At 67.9% G+C, this 20,886-nt stretch carries 22 protein-coding genes and 1 pseudogene; 14 read left to right on the forward strand and 9 right to left on the reverse strand.

Annotated elements, in window-relative coordinates:
* Positions 1-44 precede the first annotated feature (44 nt).
* The 13 genes from J8N05_RS45545 to J8N05_RS45605 all read left to right on the forward strand — a co-directional run bounded on the left by J8N05_RS45545 (position 45) and on the right by J8N05_RS45605 (position 12,568).
* Positions 45-629, forward strand: a complete 585-nt coding sequence (locus J8N05_RS45545; RefSeq protein WP_210893792.1) for a hypothetical protein — start codon at positions 45-47, stop codon at positions 627-629.
* Positions 626-847, forward strand: a complete 222-nt coding sequence (locus tag J8N05_RS45550) for a hypothetical protein (protein ID WP_210893794.1) — start codon at positions 626-628, stop codon at positions 845-847. The genes J8N05_RS45545 and J8N05_RS45550 overlap by 4 nt, the downstream gene beginning before the upstream one ends.
* Positions 848-859: 12 nt before the next feature.
* The gene (locus J8N05_RS45555) at positions 860-1,336 is read left to right on the forward strand and encodes an ATP-binding protein (RefSeq protein WP_210893795.1); all 477 of its coding nucleotides are present in this window, start codon (positions 860-862) and stop codon (positions 1,334-1,336) included.
* 196 nt (positions 1,337-1,532) lie between these two features.
* Entirely contained in the window at positions 1,533-2,516 is a 984-nt protein-coding gene (locus tag J8N05_RS45560; RefSeq protein ID WP_210893797.1) for a hypothetical protein, read from the forward strand.
* A gap of 434 nt (positions 2,517-2,950) precedes the next feature.
* The gene (locus J8N05_RS45565) at positions 2,951-4,459 is read left to right on the forward strand and encodes an amino acid permease (protein ID WP_247706968.1); all 1,509 of its coding nucleotides are present in this window, start codon (positions 2,951-2,953) and stop codon (positions 4,457-4,459) included.
* A complete protein-coding gene (locus J8N05_RS45570) occupies positions 4,459-5,853 on the forward strand; it encodes a glutamine synthetase family protein (protein WP_210893799.1) in 1,395 nt (464 codons plus the stop codon). The genes J8N05_RS45565 and J8N05_RS45570 overlap by 1 nt, the downstream gene beginning before the upstream one ends.
* 212 nt (positions 5,854-6,065) lie before the next feature.
* Positions 6,066-6,965 (forward strand): CPBP family glutamic-type intramembrane protease, encoded by a 900-nt coding sequence (locus J8N05_RS45575; RefSeq protein ID WP_210893801.1) that lies wholly within the window; start codon positions 6,066-6,068, stop codon positions 6,963-6,965.
* Between the two features lie 200 nt (positions 6,966-7,165).
* On the forward strand, positions 7,166-8,014 hold the full coding sequence (locus J8N05_RS45580; RefSeq protein ID WP_210893803.1) for a zinc-dependent metalloprotease: 849 nt from the start codon (positions 7,166-7,168) through the stop codon (positions 8,012-8,014).
* A gap of 112 nt (positions 8,015-8,126) precedes the next feature.
* The gene (locus J8N05_RS45585; RefSeq protein ID WP_210893805.1) at positions 8,127-9,071 is read left to right on the forward strand and encodes an endonuclease/exonuclease/phosphatase family protein; all 945 of its coding nucleotides are present in this window, start codon (positions 8,127-8,129) and stop codon (positions 9,069-9,071) included.
* Positions 9,072-9,149: 78 nt separating this feature from the next.
* Positions 9,150-9,992, forward strand: coding sequence for a zinc-dependent metalloprotease (locus tag J8N05_RS45590; RefSeq protein WP_210893807.1), 843 nt, complete (start codon positions 9,150-9,152; stop codon positions 9,990-9,992).
* 101 nt (positions 9,993-10,093) lie between these two features.
* On the forward strand, positions 10,094-10,591 hold the full coding sequence (locus J8N05_RS45595) for an endonuclease/exonuclease/phosphatase family protein (protein WP_210893809.1): 498 nt from the start codon (positions 10,094-10,096) through the stop codon (positions 10,589-10,591).
* Positions 10,592-10,601: 10 nt separating this feature from the next.
* A complete protein-coding gene (locus tag J8N05_RS45600; RefSeq protein ID WP_210893811.1) occupies positions 10,602-10,925 on the forward strand; it encodes an endonuclease/exonuclease/phosphatase family protein in 324 nt (107 codons plus the stop codon).
* A gap of 245 nt (positions 10,926-11,170) precedes the next feature.
* Positions 11,171-12,568, forward strand: a complete 1,398-nt coding sequence (locus J8N05_RS45605; RefSeq protein WP_210893813.1) for a UDP-N-acetylmuramoyl-tripeptide--D-alanyl-D-alanine ligase — start codon at positions 11,171-11,173, stop codon at positions 12,566-12,568.
* Here the strand turns inward: J8N05_RS45605 and J8N05_RS45610 are convergent.
* Positions 12,565-14,019, reverse strand: coding sequence for a UDP-N-acetylmuramate--L-alanine ligase (locus J8N05_RS45610; RefSeq protein ID WP_210893815.1), 1,455 nt, complete (start codon positions 14,017-14,019; stop codon positions 12,565-12,567). The two genes, J8N05_RS45605 and J8N05_RS45610, sit on opposite strands and share 4 nt — an antisense overlap.
* 137 nt (positions 14,020-14,156) lie before the next feature.
* Here J8N05_RS45610 and J8N05_RS45615 point away from each other — a divergent pair, with 137 nt between their 5' ends.
* Positions 14,157-14,546, forward strand: coding sequence for a hypothetical protein (locus tag J8N05_RS45615; RefSeq protein WP_210893817.1), 390 nt, complete (start codon positions 14,157-14,159; stop codon positions 14,544-14,546).
* A 303-nt stretch (positions 14,547-14,849) separates the two neighbouring features.
* On the opposite strand, the gene J8N05_RS45620 is transcribed toward J8N05_RS45615, so the two are convergent.
* The 8 genes and pseudogenes from J8N05_RS45620 to J8N05_RS45655 form a co-directional block, all read right to left on the reverse strand.
* Positions 14,850-15,338 carry a hypothetical protein gene (locus tag J8N05_RS45620; protein WP_210893819.1) on the reverse strand — a complete coding sequence of 163 codons (489 nt, stop codon included), beginning with the start codon at positions 15,336-15,338 and terminating at the stop codon, positions 14,850-14,852.
* A gap of 30 nt (positions 15,339-15,368) precedes the next feature.
* Positions 15,369-16,253: a DUF317 domain-containing protein gene (locus tag J8N05_RS45625; RefSeq protein ID WP_210893821.1), complete on the reverse strand. Its 885-nt coding sequence runs from the start codon at positions 16,251-16,253 to the stop codon at positions 15,369-15,371.
* On the reverse strand, positions 16,250-17,473 hold the full coding sequence (locus tag J8N05_RS45630) for an ATP-binding protein (RefSeq protein WP_210893823.1): 1,224 nt from the start codon (positions 17,471-17,473) through the stop codon (positions 16,250-16,252). The genes J8N05_RS45625 and J8N05_RS45630 overlap by 4 nt, the downstream gene beginning before the upstream one ends.
* A gap of 49 nt (positions 17,474-17,522) precedes the next feature.
* Positions 17,523-17,842 (reverse strand): annotated as a pseudogene (locus tag J8N05_RS45635) (hypothetical protein).
* Between the two features lie 34 nt (positions 17,843-17,876).
* Positions 17,877-19,148, reverse strand: a complete 1,272-nt coding sequence (locus J8N05_RS45640) for an MFS transporter (protein WP_407700014.1) — start codon at positions 19,146-19,148, stop codon at positions 17,877-17,879.
* Positions 19,091-19,573, reverse strand: a complete 483-nt coding sequence (locus J8N05_RS45645; protein ID WP_210893827.1) for a regulator — start codon at positions 19,571-19,573, stop codon at positions 19,091-19,093. The genes J8N05_RS45640 and J8N05_RS45645 overlap by 58 nt, the downstream gene beginning before the upstream one ends.
* Complete coding sequence (locus J8N05_RS45650) at positions 19,570-20,421, reverse strand: winged helix-turn-helix transcriptional regulator (protein WP_210893829.1); 852 nt, start codon at positions 20,419-20,421, stop codon at positions 19,570-19,572. Before J8N05_RS45650 ends, J8N05_RS45645 begins: the two co-directional genes overlap by 4 nt.
* Positions 20,422-20,468: 47 nt before the next feature.
* Positions 20,469-20,879 (reverse strand): hypothetical protein, encoded by a 411-nt coding sequence (locus J8N05_RS45655; RefSeq protein ID WP_210893831.1) that lies wholly within the window; start codon positions 20,877-20,879, stop codon positions 20,469-20,471.
* Between the last annotated feature and the right edge of the window lie 7 nt (positions 20,880-20,886).

Raw genomic sequence — 20,886 nt, forward strand, 5'->3', positions numbered from 1 at the left:
CCGAGTGCGTCCAACAGCGCCCGCCCCGTGCCGGAGGCGTCGCCATGACCGATGCACTCCAACGAATGAACACCGAGCTGGAAGTCGACGATACTGACCAAACGAAGCTGGCCGAGGCTGACGACGCAACTGCTGTCATGACCTCGCGGGAACGGCAGCTGGCCGTCTCACACTGGCTGTTGTGCGCGGCACCGGACATGGGGCTTGCTCGCGTTCAGTGGGCCGAGCGGGGAATCACCATCCTCGCCTGTGGCGGAATCTTGTCCGCGGTCCGCGTCCCCGCATCGATGGTGTGGGCCGCTGCGGGGACGTCGCAGTTCGACGAGGTGGACGTCTACCTCGCGCAAAAACTGCACGGGGGCCCCGTGTTCATGGACATGCATGCCCACTACTACTACGCCTTGGTGCCGGGCCATACCTCGCTGCGCTGGCGCGGGCTTCCTGGCGTCGCGTGCTTCGGCCGCGACACCATCCTTGGCGTGCCGGCCGTAACCCGTCTAGACCCGACTGGCCGCTCGTACTGGTGCGTGCCCATGGACTCCCCTGGCGAGCTGTGCAACCCGGCCGACGTCGTGACACTCATCCAGCAGGCGCAGGCCAGCCAGAGGGTGGGAGGCGTCCTCTTATGAGCGCGCTCAACCCCGTACGGGCAGCGATCCCCACGCCGCGCATGACGCTTGCTTCCCTCGCGGCCGATGGTGGACGTGACATGCACCTCGTTGCTGCATCCGCAGACGAGTGCAGCATCACACCGATAGTCGACAGTGGCGAGGCCGTCTGGGTCACCTTGGTCAACAACGAAGCCCAGTCCGCACACGACGCACTGACGCTATCCCTCATCTTCTGAGAAGGATCGGACATGGAGTACGTCCCGGTGCTAGCCCTGTTCCCGGGTATGGGCGTTGCCGGTACCTTCGTGCAACGTCCGCAGGCTTGTGAGCGGCGCTTCCCCCTCGCGCCGAATGCCGTGCTGCTCGCTCGGTTGCACAGCCGAACACGGCTCACGACCATGGACTGGCACGGGGATCAGGACAAGGCCTTGCTCATCATCGACGAGCTGATGGACAACGCTATCGAGGATGTCGAACCACAGCTTCCGGCAGAAGAGATCGGCCTCGCTCTGTCCGTTGATGGAGAAGAAGCACTGCTGATCTCTGTGGCAGACCCGAGTCCCGCGTTCCCGAACTTCGAGGAAGCCCGAGCCGCGGAGGACAAGGGTTTCGCCCTCGTACTGTGCCTCGGCGGCGAACTCAGCTGGTTCATTTCAGAGGACGGCATGACGAAGACCGTCCAGGCACTGATCAGTTACCGCCCCACGCCGGGCGACACCCACTAGTCGGCCGCCGGGCCGCAGCCCTCCGCCTCTGATTCCCCCTATGTGATCAGAGGTCTCCGGACTGTCGCTCGGCGGCTCTCAGCCCCCTGCTTTGAGGACTCAACCCCCATGCCGTTCTTACGCGCACCAGGCCAGTGCGCTCCTTTGGTTCACCCCTTTCGTCCGAGGCGGGGGTGTGCCGATGTTCAGAAGTGACATGGCCTTGGCAACTCCTCACCCGGCTGGTCGGGACACGCGGCTGAGCCGTGCTCTGGAGGATCTTCGACTGGGCCGGTGGCTGGAGACGAAGACCCTGCTGGAGGACACGAACACCTGGGACCTGTGGTGCAGCCGCAGCCAGGTCCTCGGCCGTGGCGCGGTCGGAACCGGTGCTATCGCGGCATGGTGCGAGGAGGAACCCGACAACTACAACGCGTGGATGATGCGGGCCCGTGAACTGTCGGAGGCCGTGGTCATCGCCCACAAAAAAGGGGTCGACCGTCGGGACCTCATGCAGGCCGTCCTCGCAGCCCGGTACGCGTGCGACATCGCCGAGGAGCGGTGGCCGCAGAGTCCGGTACCCCACCTGAGCCGTATGGCTCTGGCGCAGGTCGATCTCGACCCGAGGGACCCTCACGACCCGATGAACTGGCTGGACCGCAAGGACATGCTGCCGCGGGGGCCCTGGAGGCTGTTGCGTCGGGTGGACGAGCTGGACCCGCACAACCGTGAGGGCTTCCACCGGATGCTTGCCCTCTTCCACGCCCGCGGCGACGAGGGGGTCAGCTACGCGCAGTACGTAGCGACCTCCGTACCTGACGGATCGCCGCTGAAGCTGCTGCCGCACTACGCCTTTGTCGAGCAGTTCCGCCTCCGGTGGGAGGACAAGCAGACCTTGAGTGTGCTCGCGTACTGGGTCAGCGAGGACAAAGTCCACTACATCCGAAGGGCCCTGGAGGACTGGTTCGAGCTGACCCAGCCTGAGAAGGGTCACCCGGACACCAGGTCACTGCTGGACCTGAACCACCTCGCCCACGGTTTGACGGCCACGGGCGTGGGTCGCGCGACCGACGTGTTCGACGCGATCGGCCCCCATGTGACCAAAGCGCCATGGGCCCAGGTCGCCCATACCCCGGGCGAGTGGCGTGAGGACTTCCTCAAGGCCCGCCGCCCTGCCCTGGAAGCCAGGGGCCGCCGATGAATATCCGAGGCCCACCACCACCCCACCCCAGGCGTCATATCTCGTCCGACTCGTTCAGAGGATTCTCCCGTTGCACTTACACCGCACTGCGCGGAGGCCGATCCGTGCCGCCCGCCGCGTGTTCCGTATCTCGCTGGCCCTGCTCCTGACCGGCGGCGTGTCGCTGGTCTTTCAGGGGCCCGCCTCCAGCGCATCCGCCAACACGCGAACGCTCTGCCCGCTTCCCTCCTCACCGGAGGTGCACGGTGCCATTCAGGCGATCAGTTAGCGCGGTACTGACAGACATTGCCGAACTGCGCAGCATCGGCTACCCGCCCGAGGTCGCGCTGACGTTCAGCCTCTTCACCGGCCTGGCGTTGATCACCAGGGGCCTCCCTGACAACGCTGCCGCCCCTCACGCCCTCTCCACCCCTCCTTCTCTTCCGAGGTGCCTGGTGAATCACAGACGATCAAGTAGCCGCCTGCCGGACAACGCCGTGCTGCGCAAGCTCGGCTACAAGTCCGAACTGGCCCGTGGCATGGGCGGATTCGGCAACTTCGCGGTCAGCTTCAGCGTGATCTGTGTCCTGGCCGGCGGCCTGACCCTGTTCGGGTACGGCATGAACACCGGCGGTCCCGCCGTCATGCTGTGGGGCTGGGTCGGCATCGGCGCCATGACGCTGATCCTCGGTCTGTGTCTGGCCGAGGTCACGTCCGTCTATCCCACCTCGGGCGGCCTGTACTACATGGCCCACCGGCTCGGTGGCCCGCGCTGGGCGTGGGTGACCGGCTGGCTCAACCTGCTGGGCCTGCTCGGCGCGATCGCCGGTATCGACTACGGGTGCGCGCTGTTCGTCGGGGCGTTCGCGAACCTGCAGTGGGGCCTGGTGCCCACGCCCGAGACGACGATGCTGATATTCGCCGGCATCCTGCTACTGCACGGGACCCTCAACTCGCTGGGCATCAAGCTGGTCACCGTCCTCAATTCGATATCGGTGTGGTGGCAGCTCGGCGGTGTCGCGCTGATCGTCGGACTGCTCGCCTTCGCCCCGGGTGAGCGGCAGAGCGCGGACTTCGTGTTCACGCACTTCAACAACGGGACCGGTTTCGACAACCCCGTCTATGTGGCCGCGCTGGGCTGTCTGCTGGCCGCGTACACGTTCTGCGGCTATGACGCCTCCTCTCACCTGTCGGAGGAGACCAGGGACGCGCAGATGGCGGCCCCCAAGGGCATCGTCCGCGCCATCGCCTGGTCGTGGGCGGCCGGGTTCGTGCTGCTGGCCGGGCTGCTGTTCGCGATCGAGGACTATGCGGGCACCCTGGGCACCAGCACCGGCGTGCCGCCCGCGCAGATCTTCATCGACGTCCTGGGCACCGGCGTCGCCAAGGGCCTGCTCCTGGTCGTGATCGTCGCCCAGCTGTTCTGCGGGAACGCCGAGACGGCCGCCGCGTCCCGCATGGTGTACGCGTTCTCGCGGGACGGGGCGCTGTGGGGCTCCACGACCTGGCGGCGCGTCACCAGCCGCACCAAGACCCCCGTGTACGCGGTGTGGCTGTCCGTCGGCGTCGCGCTGTTCCTGGCCGCGCCCAGCCTGTACTCGCCGACCGCGTACGCGGCGGTGACCGCGATCAACGTCATCGGAATCACGCCCGCGTACGTGATCCCGGTTTACCTGCGGCGGCGCTACCCCGGGGCCTTCACGCCGGGCCCGTGGAACCTCGGCCGCTGGAGCAAGCCGCTCGGCTGGATCTCCGTCGTCTACGTGGTCGTGCTGACCGTGGTGTTCTGCCTGCCGCAGGCCTCACCGATCACCACGACCTCGTTCAACTACGCGGGCGTCGCCCTCCTGGCCGTCCTGTTCGTCGCGTGGCTCACCTGGATGACCAAGGGCAAGCGCTCCTACAAGATTCCGCCGCTGGGCACCGACGCCGAAACCGTGGCCCTGTCCGAAGGCGTGGTGTGATGACCAGCGCAACCAGCTCAGATCCCCTGTACGTCGCCCATCCGCCGCTTCTGAAGCCGGAAGAGCTGGAGCGTTTGGTACGGGACGGTGAGATCACGACCGTGGTGCTCGCGGTCCCCGACATGCAGGGCCGCCTCAAGGGCAAACTCCACGACGCCCGCGGCTTCATGCACCGCTTTGGCGGGTCGGAGATGTGCGCCTACGTGCTCGCCACGGACGTCGACATGAACCCGCAGCCGGGATATGCCCTCACGGGCTGGCACGACGGTTTCGGTGACCTGCGTGCCGTCCCCGACGGTCAGGCCATGCGCCGCCTGCCCTACCTGCCCGGTACCGTCCTGGTCCACGGCGACGCCGTTCACCACGACGGCCGGCCCGTCGACGTCGCCCCACGGCAGATGCTCCACAGGCAACTCCAGGCTCTCCGCTCCTTCGGCCTGGAGGCCAAAGCCGGCGTGGAGAGCGAATACATGCTCTACAACGGCACCCAGGCGCAGGTGCGCCGCCGCGGGTACCGGGGGCTCACGCCCGTCTCGCCCTACAACCTCGACTATGCGCTCGACCACCCGCCGGCCGTGAGTGCGTTCTTCGAAGATCTCCGGTCGGCACTGCACGGGGCCGGATGCCCGCCCGAGGCGTTCAAGACGGAAGGGGCCCCCGGGCAGGTCGAGGTGACGTGGCCGTACGGGGATCCGATGCGGGCCTGCGATGACTACACCGTCCACAAGCACGCCGTGCGCCACCTCGCCGAACGGCACGAGATGGTTCCTACGTTCATGGCCGCCCCGCGGACCGGCGTAGGCAGTGGTCTGCACCTGCACGTGTCCCTGTGGCACGACGACGAGGACCCGGCGTTCTATGCGCCGCAGCCCGACGTGCTGCCCTCCGAACTCATGCAGCACTCCATCGCCGGGCTCATTGCGGCACTGCCGCACATGGTCCCGTTGTTCGCGCCCTTTGCGAACTCGTACAAGCGGTACAGGCCGCGCTCGTTCGCGCCGACGCGTTTCACCTGGGGGCGTGACAACCGCTCCTGTGCCGTCCGGGTCATCGGCGAGGAGACGAACCCGCACCTGGAGGTGCGCCTGGCGGGTGCCGATGCGAACCCGTACCTGGCCCTGGCCGCGGTGATCGCAGCGATCAACTACGGCCTGCGCAACGAGCCGAAACTCCCGGAACCCTGCACCGGGGACGGCTACAGCGCCGACGACGCACTGCCGGTGCCCAACAACCTGGACGAAGCCCTCACCGACTTCGCGGAGAGCGAGATCGCGCAGAACGCATTCGGCGCCTCCGCCGTGGACCACTACGCCCACGCCGCCGAGATCGAACTCGCCGTGGCCGAGGGACAGGTCACGGACTGGGAACTGCGACGGGGGTTCGACCGTGCCTGACCCCACCATCGGAGAGCGCACCCGGGGAGCGTTCCGCGACAAGAACGCGTTACCTCCCAAAGCAGCCAATTTCTCCCTGACCGCCACGCCGGCGGGGCGAGTGCTGGGAGAACTGGCGGGGCTGCTGCTGCTCGCCTCCCTGGGGAGCCTGATCAACGGGGCGGCGATGGTGGCCGCCATGTATGGCGTGCAGTGGGAGGTGAGTGACCTCCTTGGGGACGACCCAACTCGCCTGCAGCGCTGTACTGGGCGCCTGGCTCACCTGGAGAGTCAGGCAACGGCGGGACTCGAAGGGCACACCGCGATGGTGGCCTCAACTCCGCACGCGCGCGGCAGGGCTTCTCTCCACCACGGTCTTCTTCACGGCCATCCCCGTCGACGACATGCTGCACGACGACGTGGGCCCTGCGCTGTTCGGGTGCGCGGTGGCATGGCTGGCCGTGGAAGTCTGCCGGGCGCACGGGGTGTGGGCGGACAACGGGGCGCCCTACACGACCGTTCAGCGGCTGCACGCCTGGCAGATCGCACAGATGGGGTTCGTCGCCTGCGCCGCGGCAGGCTTCCTCTTCGGATGGCTGGCAACGTTGCTCCTGTGGATCGGCCCGGACTCCGTGCCGATCATGCAGGACGATCAGATGAGCACACTCGGCATCAGCAGTCCGACGGAGCTCGTCCTCGCCGTCGTGCGCGCCGTGGTGATCGAGGACGTCATCATCGTCGCGGCCACGGTCACGCTGATGAAGGCTGTCCGCAGACCCACGTGGGAGATCTACACCCTGATCTGCCTCATCGAGGTCGCACTGCACGCCTACTTCGGCCTTCCCGCCATCGGCGCCGCTGCCATGGCCGCCGGCCGTGTCTGGCTGTACCTGCGCTACCGCAGCCTCCTGCCGCTGATGGTCTCGCACGCCCTGTGGGACTTCGTGCCCACGCTCCAGCCGCCGCTCCAGTCGCTTCCCCTCATTCCTCGGGTAGCGCTCCTTCTCTGTCTGAGCCTCGCCTTCAGCTTGGTCGACATGCGGCTGAAGAAGGCCACGGGCAAGGGGAAAAAGTCGGCGCCCTCCCCGGGGTCCTCAACCGCTGCTGCGAGCGACGAGGCGAGAACCCCATGACCGAACCCCGCTGGTCCATCCCCATGCATCCAGCCCTGACACCGGGCGAAAGCGAAGGTGCCGCATGACGAACAGACTCATACCGACCACTTCCTGAGAGCGGCCGTTCGGTGGGCCAGGGTCGCACGCTCCGGCCCACCGACGGCACCGCACTACCCATAACCACCCGCCCCAACAGCCCCCGCAAGACAGGAACCTTCGTGACCCAGCTCATCGTCCTCGACGAGACCCGCCGTAACCCGGACCTACGCGATCGGGTCCTCGAAGTCCTGGACAAGGTGGCCCCGCTCGTGGCGGAGATCACCGACCTTCCCTTACCTGCCACGGTCCGCTTCCGCCTGCTGGCCCCGAAAGCGTGGCGAGAGGAAGTCCGCCTGTACCCGCAGCGGACTCTGGCCAAGGAGATCGGCGACCTGGAACCACCAGAGATCAAGGCCGGCCGGGTAATAGTCAAAGTCGCGGGATTTACCCCGCCCCTGGTCTGGCCCCTTGTGCTCGGAAGCACTCAGGAAGCCAAAGATGGCCAGTGCGAAACCATCAGCACTCCCGCGACCTGGCGCCACGCCGGAGTGCTGGCCAGCGACCCTGCCCTCCACCAGGTGATAGCCCACGAGCTGGTGCACCAGGTGCAGAGGGAGGCCCGCATCGGCGCGGTGTGGACAAGCCTCTTCCCACACAAGCACGGGCTGGGCAGGGCCTCGCGAAAAAGCATCTCGTTTGTCCTTGAAGGACATGCGGACTGGGCTGACCGGATGGTCACCACCCGTCTGTTCGGTACGCCGGCCAATCACCGTAAGGCGCGGAAGTCCTTGCGCTACCGGCTGCACGACAACCCCCTCATCCGCCGCTTCGGCCCCGACCGCGAAGCGTACGAACAAGGGGGCGCAATGATCGAACACGTTGTGGGGCTCCACGGTGCACACACAGTGAACCGAGTCTGGGAAGACATCTCGCTCCTTCCCACCAAGGCGGAGGTCGCGGACCCCGATGCCTGGGGCCGCCGCCTGAAGCTGGACCACGGCCCGCACACGGTACCGGCCGTTTCCTGAGACCGGCCGGTGGGTGGGCTGGGGCCTCGCATTCCAGCCCACCCACCGGCAGCACCCCGCTCTCCAAGATTCGGCGTCCCGCCCTGATGCCGGGCGAAATCGGAGGTACGGCATGAAAAACAGACTCACCGCGCTGCTGTGGAACTTCGAGAACAACGGCGGCGACAACCGCCCCAAGCGCATACGGGCCCACAAGAGGCTGGCATCCCTCGACCCGCATCTCGTGCTGCGCCAGGAGATGCCGAACGCGGACCTCAGCGGCAAAGCGACCATGTACGAACTGGAGACCATCCTGCGCCTGCGCGGATGGCTCGGCGCGAAGTCGTGCACCGCGCTCTTCGCCCACCCCCAGCACTTCCAGCCCGTGCGGGAGTGGCCACCGCTCGCCTCCGGGCCGGTGACCCCCGCGCCCTCGTGGGAACTGCCACCCACCGCGCTCGCCATGCGCTACCTGCCAGCCAGTCCCGACGCCACACCGATCGTCCTAGGCTCCTACCACCTCGACTACTCATCCAGCAGTCAACGCCTCACCGAAGCACAGTGGCTGTCCAGGCTCGCCGACAAAAGGTGGACCACCCCGGAAGGCCAGACCGTACGAATGCCCTGCCTCCTCGGCGGGGACAACAACAGCTATCCCGTCCCCGGCACCCCAGGCGACCCCCCGCTGCCCGTACTGGAGAACATCCAGGACCGGCGCCACCGCCTGCACCGCTCGTACATCGGCCCGGACGGCAAACGACGAATGGACGACCGCCCCGACGAGACGCTGCGCACCGCCGGCCTGCAGGACGTGGCCCGCTACAGAGCAGCGACCTACGGGGAACGGACCGCGGTCACCCGCACGGTCAGCAGATGTGCCACACACGGGCCGGACGCCCGCATCGACCGCTACTACGCCACCCCCGACATAGCGGAAGTGGTGCTCAGCGTCGACGTGATCGAAGTGCACGAAAAGGAATCCGACCACCACATCGTCCGGGCCGTCATCGACGGCGACGGCCTATCGGACGTCCTCAACCTGAGGCGGAGCCAGCACGGGTTGCCGACCGCTTCCTGAGACCGGCCGTCGGTAGACGGACGCCGGCAGGCGTCCAGGAACAGCAGACAAGATCCCCGCTTAGGAGCTGTACCGCACATGCCACATGTTGTACGTCAGGAAGCCGGCCCCGAATTCGACCAACTCGGCGGCCGCCTGTCGGCCATAGCCGAGGTCACCAGCCCCTTGATCGAGACCGTCACGGGTTTACAGCTGCCCGATCCCGCAGTCATCCACCTCATGACGTTCAACGACTGGAAGAAGGCGCATGAGGAGCGTTCATTGCAGCGCCTCCGCGACGAAGCCGCACAGTTCGGCGTCGGTGCCGGGGGCAAGATGAAGGCTCATAACAGGCGCGCGGTCCTGCTCGCCATGCGCTTCAAGTTCTGGCCGATGATGGTCGGCGAAGCCGTCGACCTCGTTCCCGGCTGTCCGGAACTGGTCATCGTTCCCGAAGCGCTCCAGCATGCGGGCCTGCTCAATGACGACCCCGTCCTGCACAAGATGCTGGCCCACGAGGGGACACACCTGGCGCAGTACACGGCCAGCGGCGGCGGAATATGGGACGAGCAGGAAAGTTTCTTCCCGCAGGAGCGCGGAGTCGCAGGCCGAAACTACGCCTTCCTCCTCGAAGGACACGCGTACTGGGCGGACGCGCATGTCACCACCAAGATCTTCAGTGCGCCAGTCCTGAACGGCGGGACATCCCCGGACGCCTCCGAGCTGTGGCGCGAACTCGCCAGCCACTCCGCTCCGGAGGAGATCAAGGCAGGTCTCCTCCGGAGCACTGGTGCCGTGGCGCAGCTCATCGACGCCGTGGGCCTCGACGTGTTCAACCGGGTATGGACCGAGCCCGATCTCCTGCCGACGATGGCGGATGGCGATCCGGAAGCCTGGCGCCAGCGCTTCGAACCCGGCCACCGGCCAGCCGCACCCCGATAGAGCCCTCGGTGGGGCGTCCCATGACCGCCGCCTCTGGCCTCTGTTCGCGGGCGGCGACGTCCGGTGCAAGGGCTGCCCACTCAACATGAGAAGGAGATGACATGGCGCTATCGCCTCTCTGCGTCGTCAGCTACAACACACTCAATGGCGGCCGTGACCGCGACGGCTCGCTGCACCGGCTGATCGACCAGCTGGACATGCTCAAGGAACTCGCACCGGACGTGGTGTGTCTGCAGGAGGGCAAGCTCTGGGACGAGAACGGCGGCGAAACAGTCAACGCGGTCGCCGCGGCGCTGGAGATGGAGCCCCGGCTCGCTCGCTCGGCCAGTCACGGCTGCCACCTCATCACCCTGGTCCGGCCGCCGCGAGTGCGCTTTCTGCACTTCTACCCGGACATCGCGGAGGGGAATTTCCACCACACGGTCTCCCTTGCCGTCCTCCAGGTGGAGGGGGTGGGAACGCCGCTGCGTGTCCTGCACACTCACCTCGACCCCTTCTCCCCAGCGGACCGGGGGGGCCGAGGCCAGATGGCTCACGCAGTACGCAGACCGGGACGACACACTCCTCGTCGGCGACCTCAACACCGAAGCCCCCGGTGATCCCGAGCCCATGACCTGGGACTGGCTCCCGCCCACGCAGTATTCGGGCAATCGGATTCAGCATCCGGACGGCAGCTACGGAGACCTGGACAAGGCCGCGATGAGTGCGCTGCTGGCCGCCGGATTCGTCGACCCCGCCGCCGATCTGGGGCTGGACTTCGCCAGAACCGCCGGCCACTGGCGCGAGGGCGACCGCGACCACCGGTCCGACTACATCCTGCCCACGAAGCACTTCTCCTGGCGGGTGCAGTCCTACACCGTGATCGACACGCCCCGCGCACGTGCCGCCGCGGACCATCTCCCGGTGGTGGCGCACCTCCACAGAACCTTCTGACCATTTCCCGAAAGAAGCCAAGGACAACGGTGCGCCCCGACCATCCCGCTTTCCTTCATCCCGGCGCTCGAACCCAGCATCGCCAAGCCCCAGGGACGTCTGCGGGTGGCCGGGAACCGCATCCCCAAAAGCACCCGCGTCGCCTGTTGGCGGGCGACGCGGGGCGGCACGGGATGCCGCAGTCCACAGAGCGCGCATCCCGCCCGATAACGTCGCCACTAACCATCTTGAGCAGGGAGAACCGCGTGCACCCCACATCTCTGACCACGCTTGCCGACGTCGTCGGCGGTCGTCTGGCCGACGTCCTCGACCCCGAGGCCCAGGTCACGCAGCCCGCCGTGTTCGACTCCCGCGAAGTCGTCCCCGGATCGCTGTTCCTCGCGCTGAGGGGAGAGCACACGGACGGGCACGCCTACGCGGAAGCCGCCGTCAACAAGGGTGCCGCCGTGGCCCTGGTCACCAAGCCCGTCGGAGTTCCTGCCATCGTCGTCGACGACGTCCTGGCCGCCATGGGGCGTCTCGGCCGCTTCCTCCTCCACGATGCGTTCGGCACCGCGAGGGTGGTGGCCATCACCGGATCGGCCGGTAAGACGAGCACGAAGGACCTCATCGCCCAGGTGCTCCCCGGCGACGTGGTGGCGACTCCGCAGTCGTTCAACAACGAGATCGGTCTCCCGCTGACCATCACCATGGCCACCGCGGGCACCGACTACCTCGTCCTGGAGATGGGGGCCCGCCACATCGGCGACATCCGTGACCTCACCCGGATCGCCGAGCCGGACATCAGCGTCATCACCAACGTGGGCACGGCACATGTCGGCGAATTCGGCGGGCGGGAGAACATCGCGCAGGCCAAGGGCGAGATCGTGGAAGCCCTGCAACCGGGCGGGCTCGCCGTTCTCAACGCAGACGACGACTTTGTGCGCGACATGGGCCACCGTACCCGCGGGCGCATCGTCACCTACGGCCTCGACGAACAAGCCGCCATTCGAGCCGTGGACATCACGATCGACGGGCACGGATGCCCCTCGTACACCCTCACCACCCCCGAAGGCAGTGCCCGCGTCCGCCTGCAGTTCGTCGGAGAAGTCCAGGTGCACAACAGCCTGGCTGCGGCAGCCGTCGCCCGCGAGGCCGGGCTCGACGTCGAGCAGATCGCAGCCGGCCTGTCCGAAGCCCTTCCCCGCTCGCGCTGGCGGATGGAGACCACCACCCGGGCGGACGGCGTCACGATCGTCAATGACGCCTACAACGCGAACCCGCACTCGATGCGTCACTCCCTGAACGCCCTTGCCTCCATGACCCGTGGTCACGACCAGCGCTCTGTCGCTGTTCTCGGCCGAATGAACGAACTCGGCCAGGACGAGCGCACCGCGCACGAGGAAATCGGCCGATACGCCGCCGAGCTGGGCCTGGACCAGATCATCCTGGTGGGAGGAGAAGAAGCCGGATGGATGCAGCAGGGAGCAAGCAGCACCGGAGCGACGGCCGTCCATCTTCCCGACCAGGACGCCGCCCTGCACTTGCTCCGCACCACCCTGCAGCCCGGCGACGTCGTCCTGATCAAGGCAAGCCGAGGGGTCCAGTTGCAGCAGCTCGCCCAGGCGCTGCTGCAACTGAACCCCAGCTCCGGCGACGCTTAGGCAGCTGCAGCGATCACGCGGCCGAGTACGGCCAGCAGCACCGGCCCCGACTCCACGAGGTCACCGGAGCCCATCAGCACGACCACGTCACCGGGCCGCGCCGACGCAGCCGCATGCCTGACGGCCTCGGCGCGGCCCGGCAGCACGTGCCGGGCGTAGCCGCCCTCGCCGCGCACACGAGCCGAAAGCAGCTCCAGCGCGGTCAACGCCACCCCGTGCGTGCTGTCGGTCAGCACGACCTCGTCGCAGGCGGCCAGGGCCTTTCCGAACTCCACGTTGAACGCGTCGAGACGGGCCTGGTCGGAGGGCTGGAACACCGCGACCACTCGGCCGCCCCCGACGACCAGGGAGCGCGCGGCCGCAAGGTCCGCACGCACCTCGTCGGGGTGGTGCGCGTACGAGTCGAAGACCCGCACCCCGGCCGCTTCGCCGGCCGGGGTCATGCGCCGCGCCACACCGTCGAAGTAGCGCAACTGCTGCGCCGCGAGGTCGTAGTCCTGCCCCACGGCGTGGAGCGTGCCGATCGCGGCAGCCGCGTTCAGGAGCTGGTGGACACCCGGCACCCGCAGCGTCAGGTTGAACTCCTGCCCGTCCGGCCCGAGCAGCACCGCAGTGCTGCGGCCCTGCTCGCTGCCCCTTTCCGTCAGCCGCCAGTGGGCCGCCGACGACGTACCGAACGTCACCACACGCGGACCGTCGTCGGTCATGGCGAACCGGGAGGCCAGTTCACGGCAGCCAGCAGAGTCGATGTTGAGCAGCAGAGTGCCGTTCTCGTGCAGACCGAGGCGGACGCACTGCTCGTACGCGTCGACGTGGTCGGTCTGTTCGGCGTAGTTCTGCAGGTGGTCGTGCCCGATGTTCGTGATCACCGCCACGCGCATGCGGACGCCGATGTGCGAACGGTCCGACTCGTCGACCTCGGCGACGAAAAATCCGCCCTTCCCGGCATGACCTCCGCTGCCCGCACCGTCGAGGTCAGCACCGACGACGTACGAGGGTTCCTGTCCCATACGGGCGAGAGCGAACGCGACCATGCCCGACGTGCTCGACTTTCCGTGTGTCCCCATGACGGCGATGGGCGTACGCCGGGTGGCCATGAGCGCGTTGAGCACGGCCGAACGGTGCACCAGCGGGATGCCGCGCCGTCGGGCCTCGCAAATCTCCGGGTTGTCCTCCCCGACGGCGTGGGTGAACACGACCGCGGTTGCGCCCGCCGGTACGTGGGCGGACGCGTGTCCGACATGGATATCGACGCCCAGGCGAGTCAGTTCCTCCAGTCCCTGTGTCGATCGGGAATCGCTGCCGGACACGGTGAATCCCGACTGCGCGCACGCGCGCGCCACCGGCAGCATGCCCGTGCCGGCGATGCCGACGAAGTGCGCACGGGTCAGGTCGACCGGGCCGGCGGCCGATACATCCGGGTTGATCTTCGGGACTGCGGTTTCTGCCATGAGAGTGCCTCCTTCAAGGCGGCCTCAGCCGCCTCCGAGCGCCTCCTCGTTGGGAGGCGCACCGCAACCGTCCCGCTCCCCTGCGTAAACCGTCTACGACCTGCGGTGTTGCGAAAGCGTTCGCAACGCGGAGCGCTATGAGGACCCCGAACTATCCCCTTGCGGTCGCCCTCGCTGAGGCTGGATGGAACAACAGCGAGACGGCCCGCCGCATCAACTGCCGCGCTCTCCAGCACGGACACCGTGCTGTTGCTGTCGACCGCTCTCGCGTCAGCCGGTGGATACGCCACGGCGAGAAACCCCGGCCGCCTGTCCCCGGCCTGCTCGCTGAACTCCTCACGGAGCACCTGGGCAGGCCCTACAGCCCGCAGCTCCTGGGCATTGGCCCCGCGCGTGGTGTGCTCGTCTTCTTGGACCCGAAGGAGTACCACGGTCTCGCGGTGAAGGCCGCCGCCGCGAACATGCTGCTGGAGCATTACGTGCACGAGCTGATACGGGACTCCATCTCGCGCTGCCCACCCGCATAGGAGTTCGCCGGCAGACGGCGGACAGGTGTAACAGAACACGGCCGTTGGCGTTCCAGGGGTGATGGAGGTTGCGCTTTACGTCAACCTCCCAGTGAACCGGGGAACGGTGACGGCCGCGACACCCCCCCTCTCGCCTGAGACCGGCCGCTCTCATCTGGCCTCCGGCGGTCACTCCGTCCATGGAAGCGGCCAGCCATGGACACTCGGCCAGGACGTGATGTATCGCCGCCGGGAAGAAATGGGTCGTCACAGGTAGGGCTCCTGTTGACGGAAGACGGAATGCCGAAGCGATGCGAGCGCGGCTCAGCGAGCGCGGGTACCACTTCGGGCGACCGCAACGGCGCGAGACGGGGCCGCGGCGTGGGCCGCCCCGCGGCCGGGCGCCGATGCGGTCCAGGCGCCGGGGAACCAGACGGTGCTGTACTGCTCGATGGCGTCGCGCAGCCCATTGGTGACGGCCCCGTCCCACGGCGGTCGGCCTGTGGGGCGGTATGTTCCGAAGGTGCCGTACTGCTTGGTGTTCGGGTGGGTGTTGGCTGCTTCGTCGCGGCGGTGGAAGGTGCCGTGGTCTACGAAGCTGAGCGTCACCGCGTCGATTTCACCGCGGTCGGGGTGGACGACTGCAAGGCGTAAACCGCCGTAGGTGTTCGCGTAGATGGTGCGGCTGAAGTCGATCCGCAACCGCAGAGGCGTGCCTGGGACGGGAGCGGCGAAATAGGTGTTGCCCACAACGGCATGATCGAGGAAGGGGAGATACAACTCGGCGTAGAATTCGCTAGCTTGCAGGGACAAGAGAGGTCTCCGATCAGGGTGGGGCTGGCGTCAGCGGCGTGGGCCGGGCAGAGCAGGACGGCTGGTGGTACTCCAGCGCGGGACGCTGGCCGCGGGCAGCGCAGCCGGGCGGCGGGACGCGAAGGCCCTCTGCACGTCGAGCGGGGTGGGGGCCGGCGGCCTGGGCGGAAGGATCGAGGTGAGCTGGGCCATGTCCTTCATGTAGCTGAAGGTCTCCTTACGCCATCGGGGCAGCGGAGCCGGGTCGGCGACGCACTGGGTGACGGCGGCGAGCAGGGCGACGGGGGTGTCGGTGCTGGCCGTGGCGTACCAGGCGGGCCGGTCGATGGACTTGCCCGCCCACAGCTGCCAGCGGGCATCCCGCGTGGTCAGCTCGGCTTCCGGGTCGAGGTGGCCGGTGGTGAACTCCAGGCCGGCGAGCCCGTCGGGGGCCTGTACCGCGAGGACGCCCCAGCGCGGATGGTCGATCTCCCATCCCTGTTTCAGGAGCGGGACGATGGCGAGGAAGGGGTCGTGTTCGTCGGTACCGGAGTCCGGCCGGGCGAGGTATGCGTCCGGCCCCTGCTCGTAGGCCGTGGCAAGGGCAGTCGTGAATGCCTGGACGAATTCGGTGGGAACGCGGTCATTGAAACAGACGCCCCACGCCGGCAAACCGAACAGGTCCTTATGAGCATTGGTGTAGGCGTTGATGCGCCAGAGCCCGTCATCCTCGCCTTCGGGCAGGTAGCCCAGGCGCACCCGCTCGTCGGGGGCATTCACGTACACGTTGCCGAGGTCGTCGTGGCGGAGGTCCCAGCTGAGGGCAAGGAGTGGTTCAAGGGCGGGGTCGCCGGGATAGGTGGCAGCAGCGAGGTAGCGCGGGGTGACGTAGACGTCCCCGTCGATGTCGGGCTGCTGGGTGGCCTGAGGGCTCATCGGTCCGCCTGCATGGTGAGGGTGATCTCGTCGGCGACCGTGTCGAGCCGTTGGGTCACCTCGGGAGTGCTGCGTCCGGTGACGATGAAGAATCCGGCTCGGGCGGTGAACAGGTTGCCGCCATCCTGTGGCAAGAGAAGCCGGTGCCCGGGACGGCGCTGGAAGTGCAACCGGTCCAGCCACGGCCGGCGGGGTCCCGTGTGCCGCAGGCGGGTGAGTGTGCCGGATGCCATGGGGTAGATCAGGCGGATGGCGGCGGTCTGGAAGCGGGTGGGGGTGAGGTTGGGTGCCCGGCCGCAGGCCAGGTCGGCGGCGGCGCGCGGCAGGTCGATGCCGGTGGCCAGGTGGACGAGGTGACCGATCATGTCTCCGGCGAGGCGGCCGTTGACCTCGACCAGGCGCGGCTGGTCATCGACCAGCCGTATCTCGACGTGGCTGATGCCGTCGGTGATTCCCAGTGCCTGGATGGCGGCCCGTGCGGTAGGGGCCACGGTGTCAAGGAGCGGATCGTTGGCGTCGACGCAGTGCGCGAGTTGCTCGAAGTGGGGGGGCTCGCTGATGGTCTTGCGGTTGACCGCTATCACGGTGGTGACACTGCGGTAGGTGACGCACTCGACGGAGATTTCCGGGCCATCGAGGAACTCTTCCACCAGCACGGCATTGTTCTCGGCCGTCGGCTTGGCCGTCTGGTGCGCGGCGCGGTAGGCGGCGGCGAGCTGGGCAGGGGTGTCGACACGGAGCACCCCCACGGCGCCGGCGTGAGCGGCAGGCTTGAGGACGACCGGGTATCCGATCCACGAAGCAGCGGCCTGGGCCTCCTCCAAGGTACGCACCCTCGTAGAGGCGGCCGACGGAACCTGGTGGCGAGCGAAGAGAGTTCGGGCAGTGGCCTTGTCGCGGCATGCTCTAGCTGCCTGGACGGTGTGTGAGGGCAGGCCGAGGGCACGGGCAAGGCGCGCGGTCGGAAGGAGAAGCCACTCATCCCATGTGAGGACACCGGCGAGGTCGTGGCGGTCCGCCAGAGCCTGCCCCGCGGCGAGCAGGGCGTCGGTGTCGTGGAGATCGACGACGGCGTGGTCGACGATGTGCACTTTCTCCCATGACGGCTCGGTGCCGGTCAGCAGGACGATGTCGTACGCGGTGGCGACCTGCTCCAGGCAGTAGCCGCGGTATGCCTCATCGCCTGGGGAGACGACGAGTACGAGGGGGCGAGCGGACAAGAGGAATTCTCCGATCAGTGAGCGGCAGGAAGCTGAGAGCAGGAAGGCGTCAGTCGGCCCGGCGGCAGCGCAGTTCGAACGCAGGGGCCCAATCGGGATGGTTTTCGATCAGGCGGCGGGCGTAGAGGGCGGTGTAGTTGTTGTTCAGCCCGGTGACGCCGGGCGGGAGCCGGCGACGCAGGTCCTCGAAGAGGTCTTTGAGGCTGATACGCGTGGCGCCGCCAGCCAGGCGCCGGGCGGCCATGCGTCCAGTGCGCGGTAGACGTGAGGGTGGTGGTCGCCGAGGGCGCAGAACTGCTCGGTGATCGTTTTCCCGGCCTGGGATGGCCGGCCGAGCCCGGGAAGGGCGTCCTGTGTACCGAGGGACATGGGCGTTGTGGGGCTCCGCTCATACCGGGGCGGTTCACTTCTGGGTTCTGGGCAGGTGTCGAAGGTGGGCGAAGGCGGCCACGAGGCCGAAGGTCTGCAGCAGGGCGGCGGCGGTGATGGCATGGCCGAGCTGGGTGGCCGAGAGGGTCGCGACAAGGAGACCGGCGGCGGGGTAGGGCAGCAGGAGCAGCAGGATGGTCGCGGCGAGGGTGCTGCCGAACCGGTCGGCCGGGATGAGGTAGGAGCGCACGGTGCGCAGGACGACGGTGAGACCGCCTTCTGCGGCCATCAGAACGGCGATCAGCAGGAAGTAGTCCTGATACGTGTCGGCGTGGGCGATGGCGAGCGTCGCGGTGGCCGCCACGGTGCCGGCAGCAACGCCAACCGGCCACAGGCCCCAGCAGTCGATGGCCCGGCGGGATGCCGTGACGGCGAGCAGGGAAGTGACGGCTGCGGCGGACCAGATGAGTCCGGCGTCCGCGCTGGAGTGGTCAAGCTCCGTGACGACGATGACAGGCACGGCGGCCTGCAGCAGGGCGACAGCGCCGTTGGAGACGGTGAGACCGCCCACCAGCCAGGCCAGCATCGGCAACGAGCGCAGTGTCGCCCACCCCGCACTGAGTCCCTGCTTCGGGGCCACCGCCTGGGACGGAACCAGGTCGTGGCCCAGGCCGCGGGCAGCGGCGAGGAGGGAGAAGACCGCGAGGGTGCCGAGCATGGCGGCGGGTCCGCCGTGCTCGATGAGCAGGCCCGCGGCGACGGGACCAGCCAGCAGGGCGGTCTGATCGATCGTGATGAGCGTGGACTGCACACGGTGCGCGCGGGTTTCGGCCGCCCGGCTGGCCTGGCCTCCGGCGGTTTCCGCCGCCACGTAGCTGAACTCGGAGAGGAATCCGGTGGACGCCGCCAGCAACATCACCGTAACCGTCGCGGCCAGAGTCCGGGCGTCGAGCAGGGTGAGCGCGCCCGCCGCCGTGAGCGCGGCCACGGTCCGTGCCAGATTCGCAGCCCGGAAGACGCGGGCACTGCCGTAGCGGTCGACCAAGCCACCTGCCACCGTGAACGCGCCGATGCGCGGCAGCGCCCCCAGCGCGAAAACCAGCCCGGTCCGGGCCACCGACCCGGTGGTGGCCAGGACCAACAGGGGAATGCCGTAGGTGATCATGGCGGATGCAGCCGCATCTGCCCCGCGGGGAAAGTAAAGGCTGTTGAGGAGGCGCACTCGTGGGCGCCGTATCGCCTGGAGGGTCACGCGGCAGCGCCGTACATGCTCTGGTCGTGCTGCCGCTGGTAGGTGTCGACCCATTCGCGCAACAGCAGGCCGACCTCGTGAAGGCCGGCGGCCTCCCCATCCTTCAGCTGCGGCTGTGTCTCAGCCGGTTCCGACAGCAGGGTGAGGACGTGGCGGATCCGGTCGCTGAACGTACTGGTGTGGTGCGGGTAGTCGTGGTGACGGGCCCAGCGGGCGGCAGCATCGTAAAAGCTGGCGAGGTCAGCTCCGGCTTCGGTGAGTGCGAGACCGGAGCAGGAGCCATCCAGAAGGACGAGCATGTCCGCCTGCTTTCTGGCCTGCTTGGCCTGTGTCCTGGACAGGCCGGTGAGCGTGCGGGCCAGGGCGCGGGGCGGGATGGGCCCGTGGTCGTCGATCTCACTGACCAGGCGGATCAAACCCACCGAGGACAGACTCTGACAGGCATGCTGGACCCGGGGCGGGGAGAGAGCCGCGTTCATCGGCGAATTCCTCCAGTCGGCAGGGCCAGTGCCGGGCGTACCGGGGCGGGGTGGGAGAACAAGTCGGTGTTCTGCCCGTGCGTGCGTTGTGCAGGCTGGGTCTGCACCATGGGATCCGGCCGTGTGCGCGCTGCCGGCGTACGGACCTGCTGGCTGGCCGAGGTGTGTGAATCGGCGGTGAGGGTTGGGCCCCAGACGGGATGCCGGGCGGCCTGCGTGAACGGCTGTCCTGCCGACCAGGTAGACAGCGCGGCCAGGACCGGTGCGAGGCCCTCGCCGGCGCTGGACAGACGGTAGGGCTGTCCCTTGCCGTCGGTGTCGACCAGCCCGTCGGCCACCAACTGCCGCAGCGGAGAGTAGATGTTGGTCCACCTTTGGGCGGGAACGGCTCGTGTGGCCAAAGCCCGGCCGCTCGTCTCGCCCCGGACCTTGAGCGTCCACAAGATCGCAGCGGCGTGCCGCCGGGTGAGGAGCGTGAGGCTGTCCTCGATCTGCTCGATCGCGCTCTGCGGCCCTTCCGGCTGTTCGAGGTACTGCTCGGCCCAACTGACGATCAACGGCAATACGGGCAAGAGGGCCTTGGCGCGGCCAGTGTGCCCGTAGGTGACGTGCCGGGCATCGAGCGCGCTGCGCTGGAGAAGGCCGGCGTCGCATAAAGACCGCAGCTTGAGGTGGAGCTGGCTCTTGTACAGCCAGGCGCACCTGTTCACGATCTCGCTGTGGCGCAGCGGCGGCCCCGAAAGGGCCAGCAGGATACGCACGTTCCAGCGTGGAGTGATCATCGTGAGGGCCTCGGAAACCCGGGCGATATCGGCGTCGGTGTCAGCTGGCAGACCGGTGAGGGACAAGACGGGAACTCCTGGGATGAGAATTTGGGAAGTCGAGGCGGAGCCGTTCAGCGGCTTCGGAGGGCTCCGGTGTTCGCGACGGGAGGAGTGAGCGCCGGCAGAGCCGGAGCAGCGGCCGGTTCAGGCTCGGCAACACGTCCGAGGCTTTGGAGCACGGCCTGGGCCGTCCGTGCCTGGACATCGCGGACCGTGACGGCTGCGGCCAGGCGGCGGGTGCAGTCCAGGACGTGGGACATCTCGTGCGGGCCGATCTGGCGGTCCGGATGGACAAGTTGAGTGAGTCGGTCGCGTTGGACGGCGATGCTGCCTTCGGCGAGGGCAAGGTCGTGGTGCATCGCCAACAGCGCGGCGAGCATGCCGGGCGGCTGGGTTTCGGCATGGGATGTGAGGTCGGCGAGCGGTAAGCCGTACAAGTCTTCGATCCGCCCGGCTATGTCAGTGGACGTCATGTGGGGCATGCGGCCG

The sequence above is a fragment of the Streptomyces liliiviolaceus genome (genome assembly GCF_018070025.1).
In the GTDB taxonomy this organism is placed as follows: domain Bacteria; phylum Actinomycetota; class Actinomycetes; order Streptomycetales; family Streptomycetaceae; genus Streptomyces; species Streptomyces liliiviolaceus.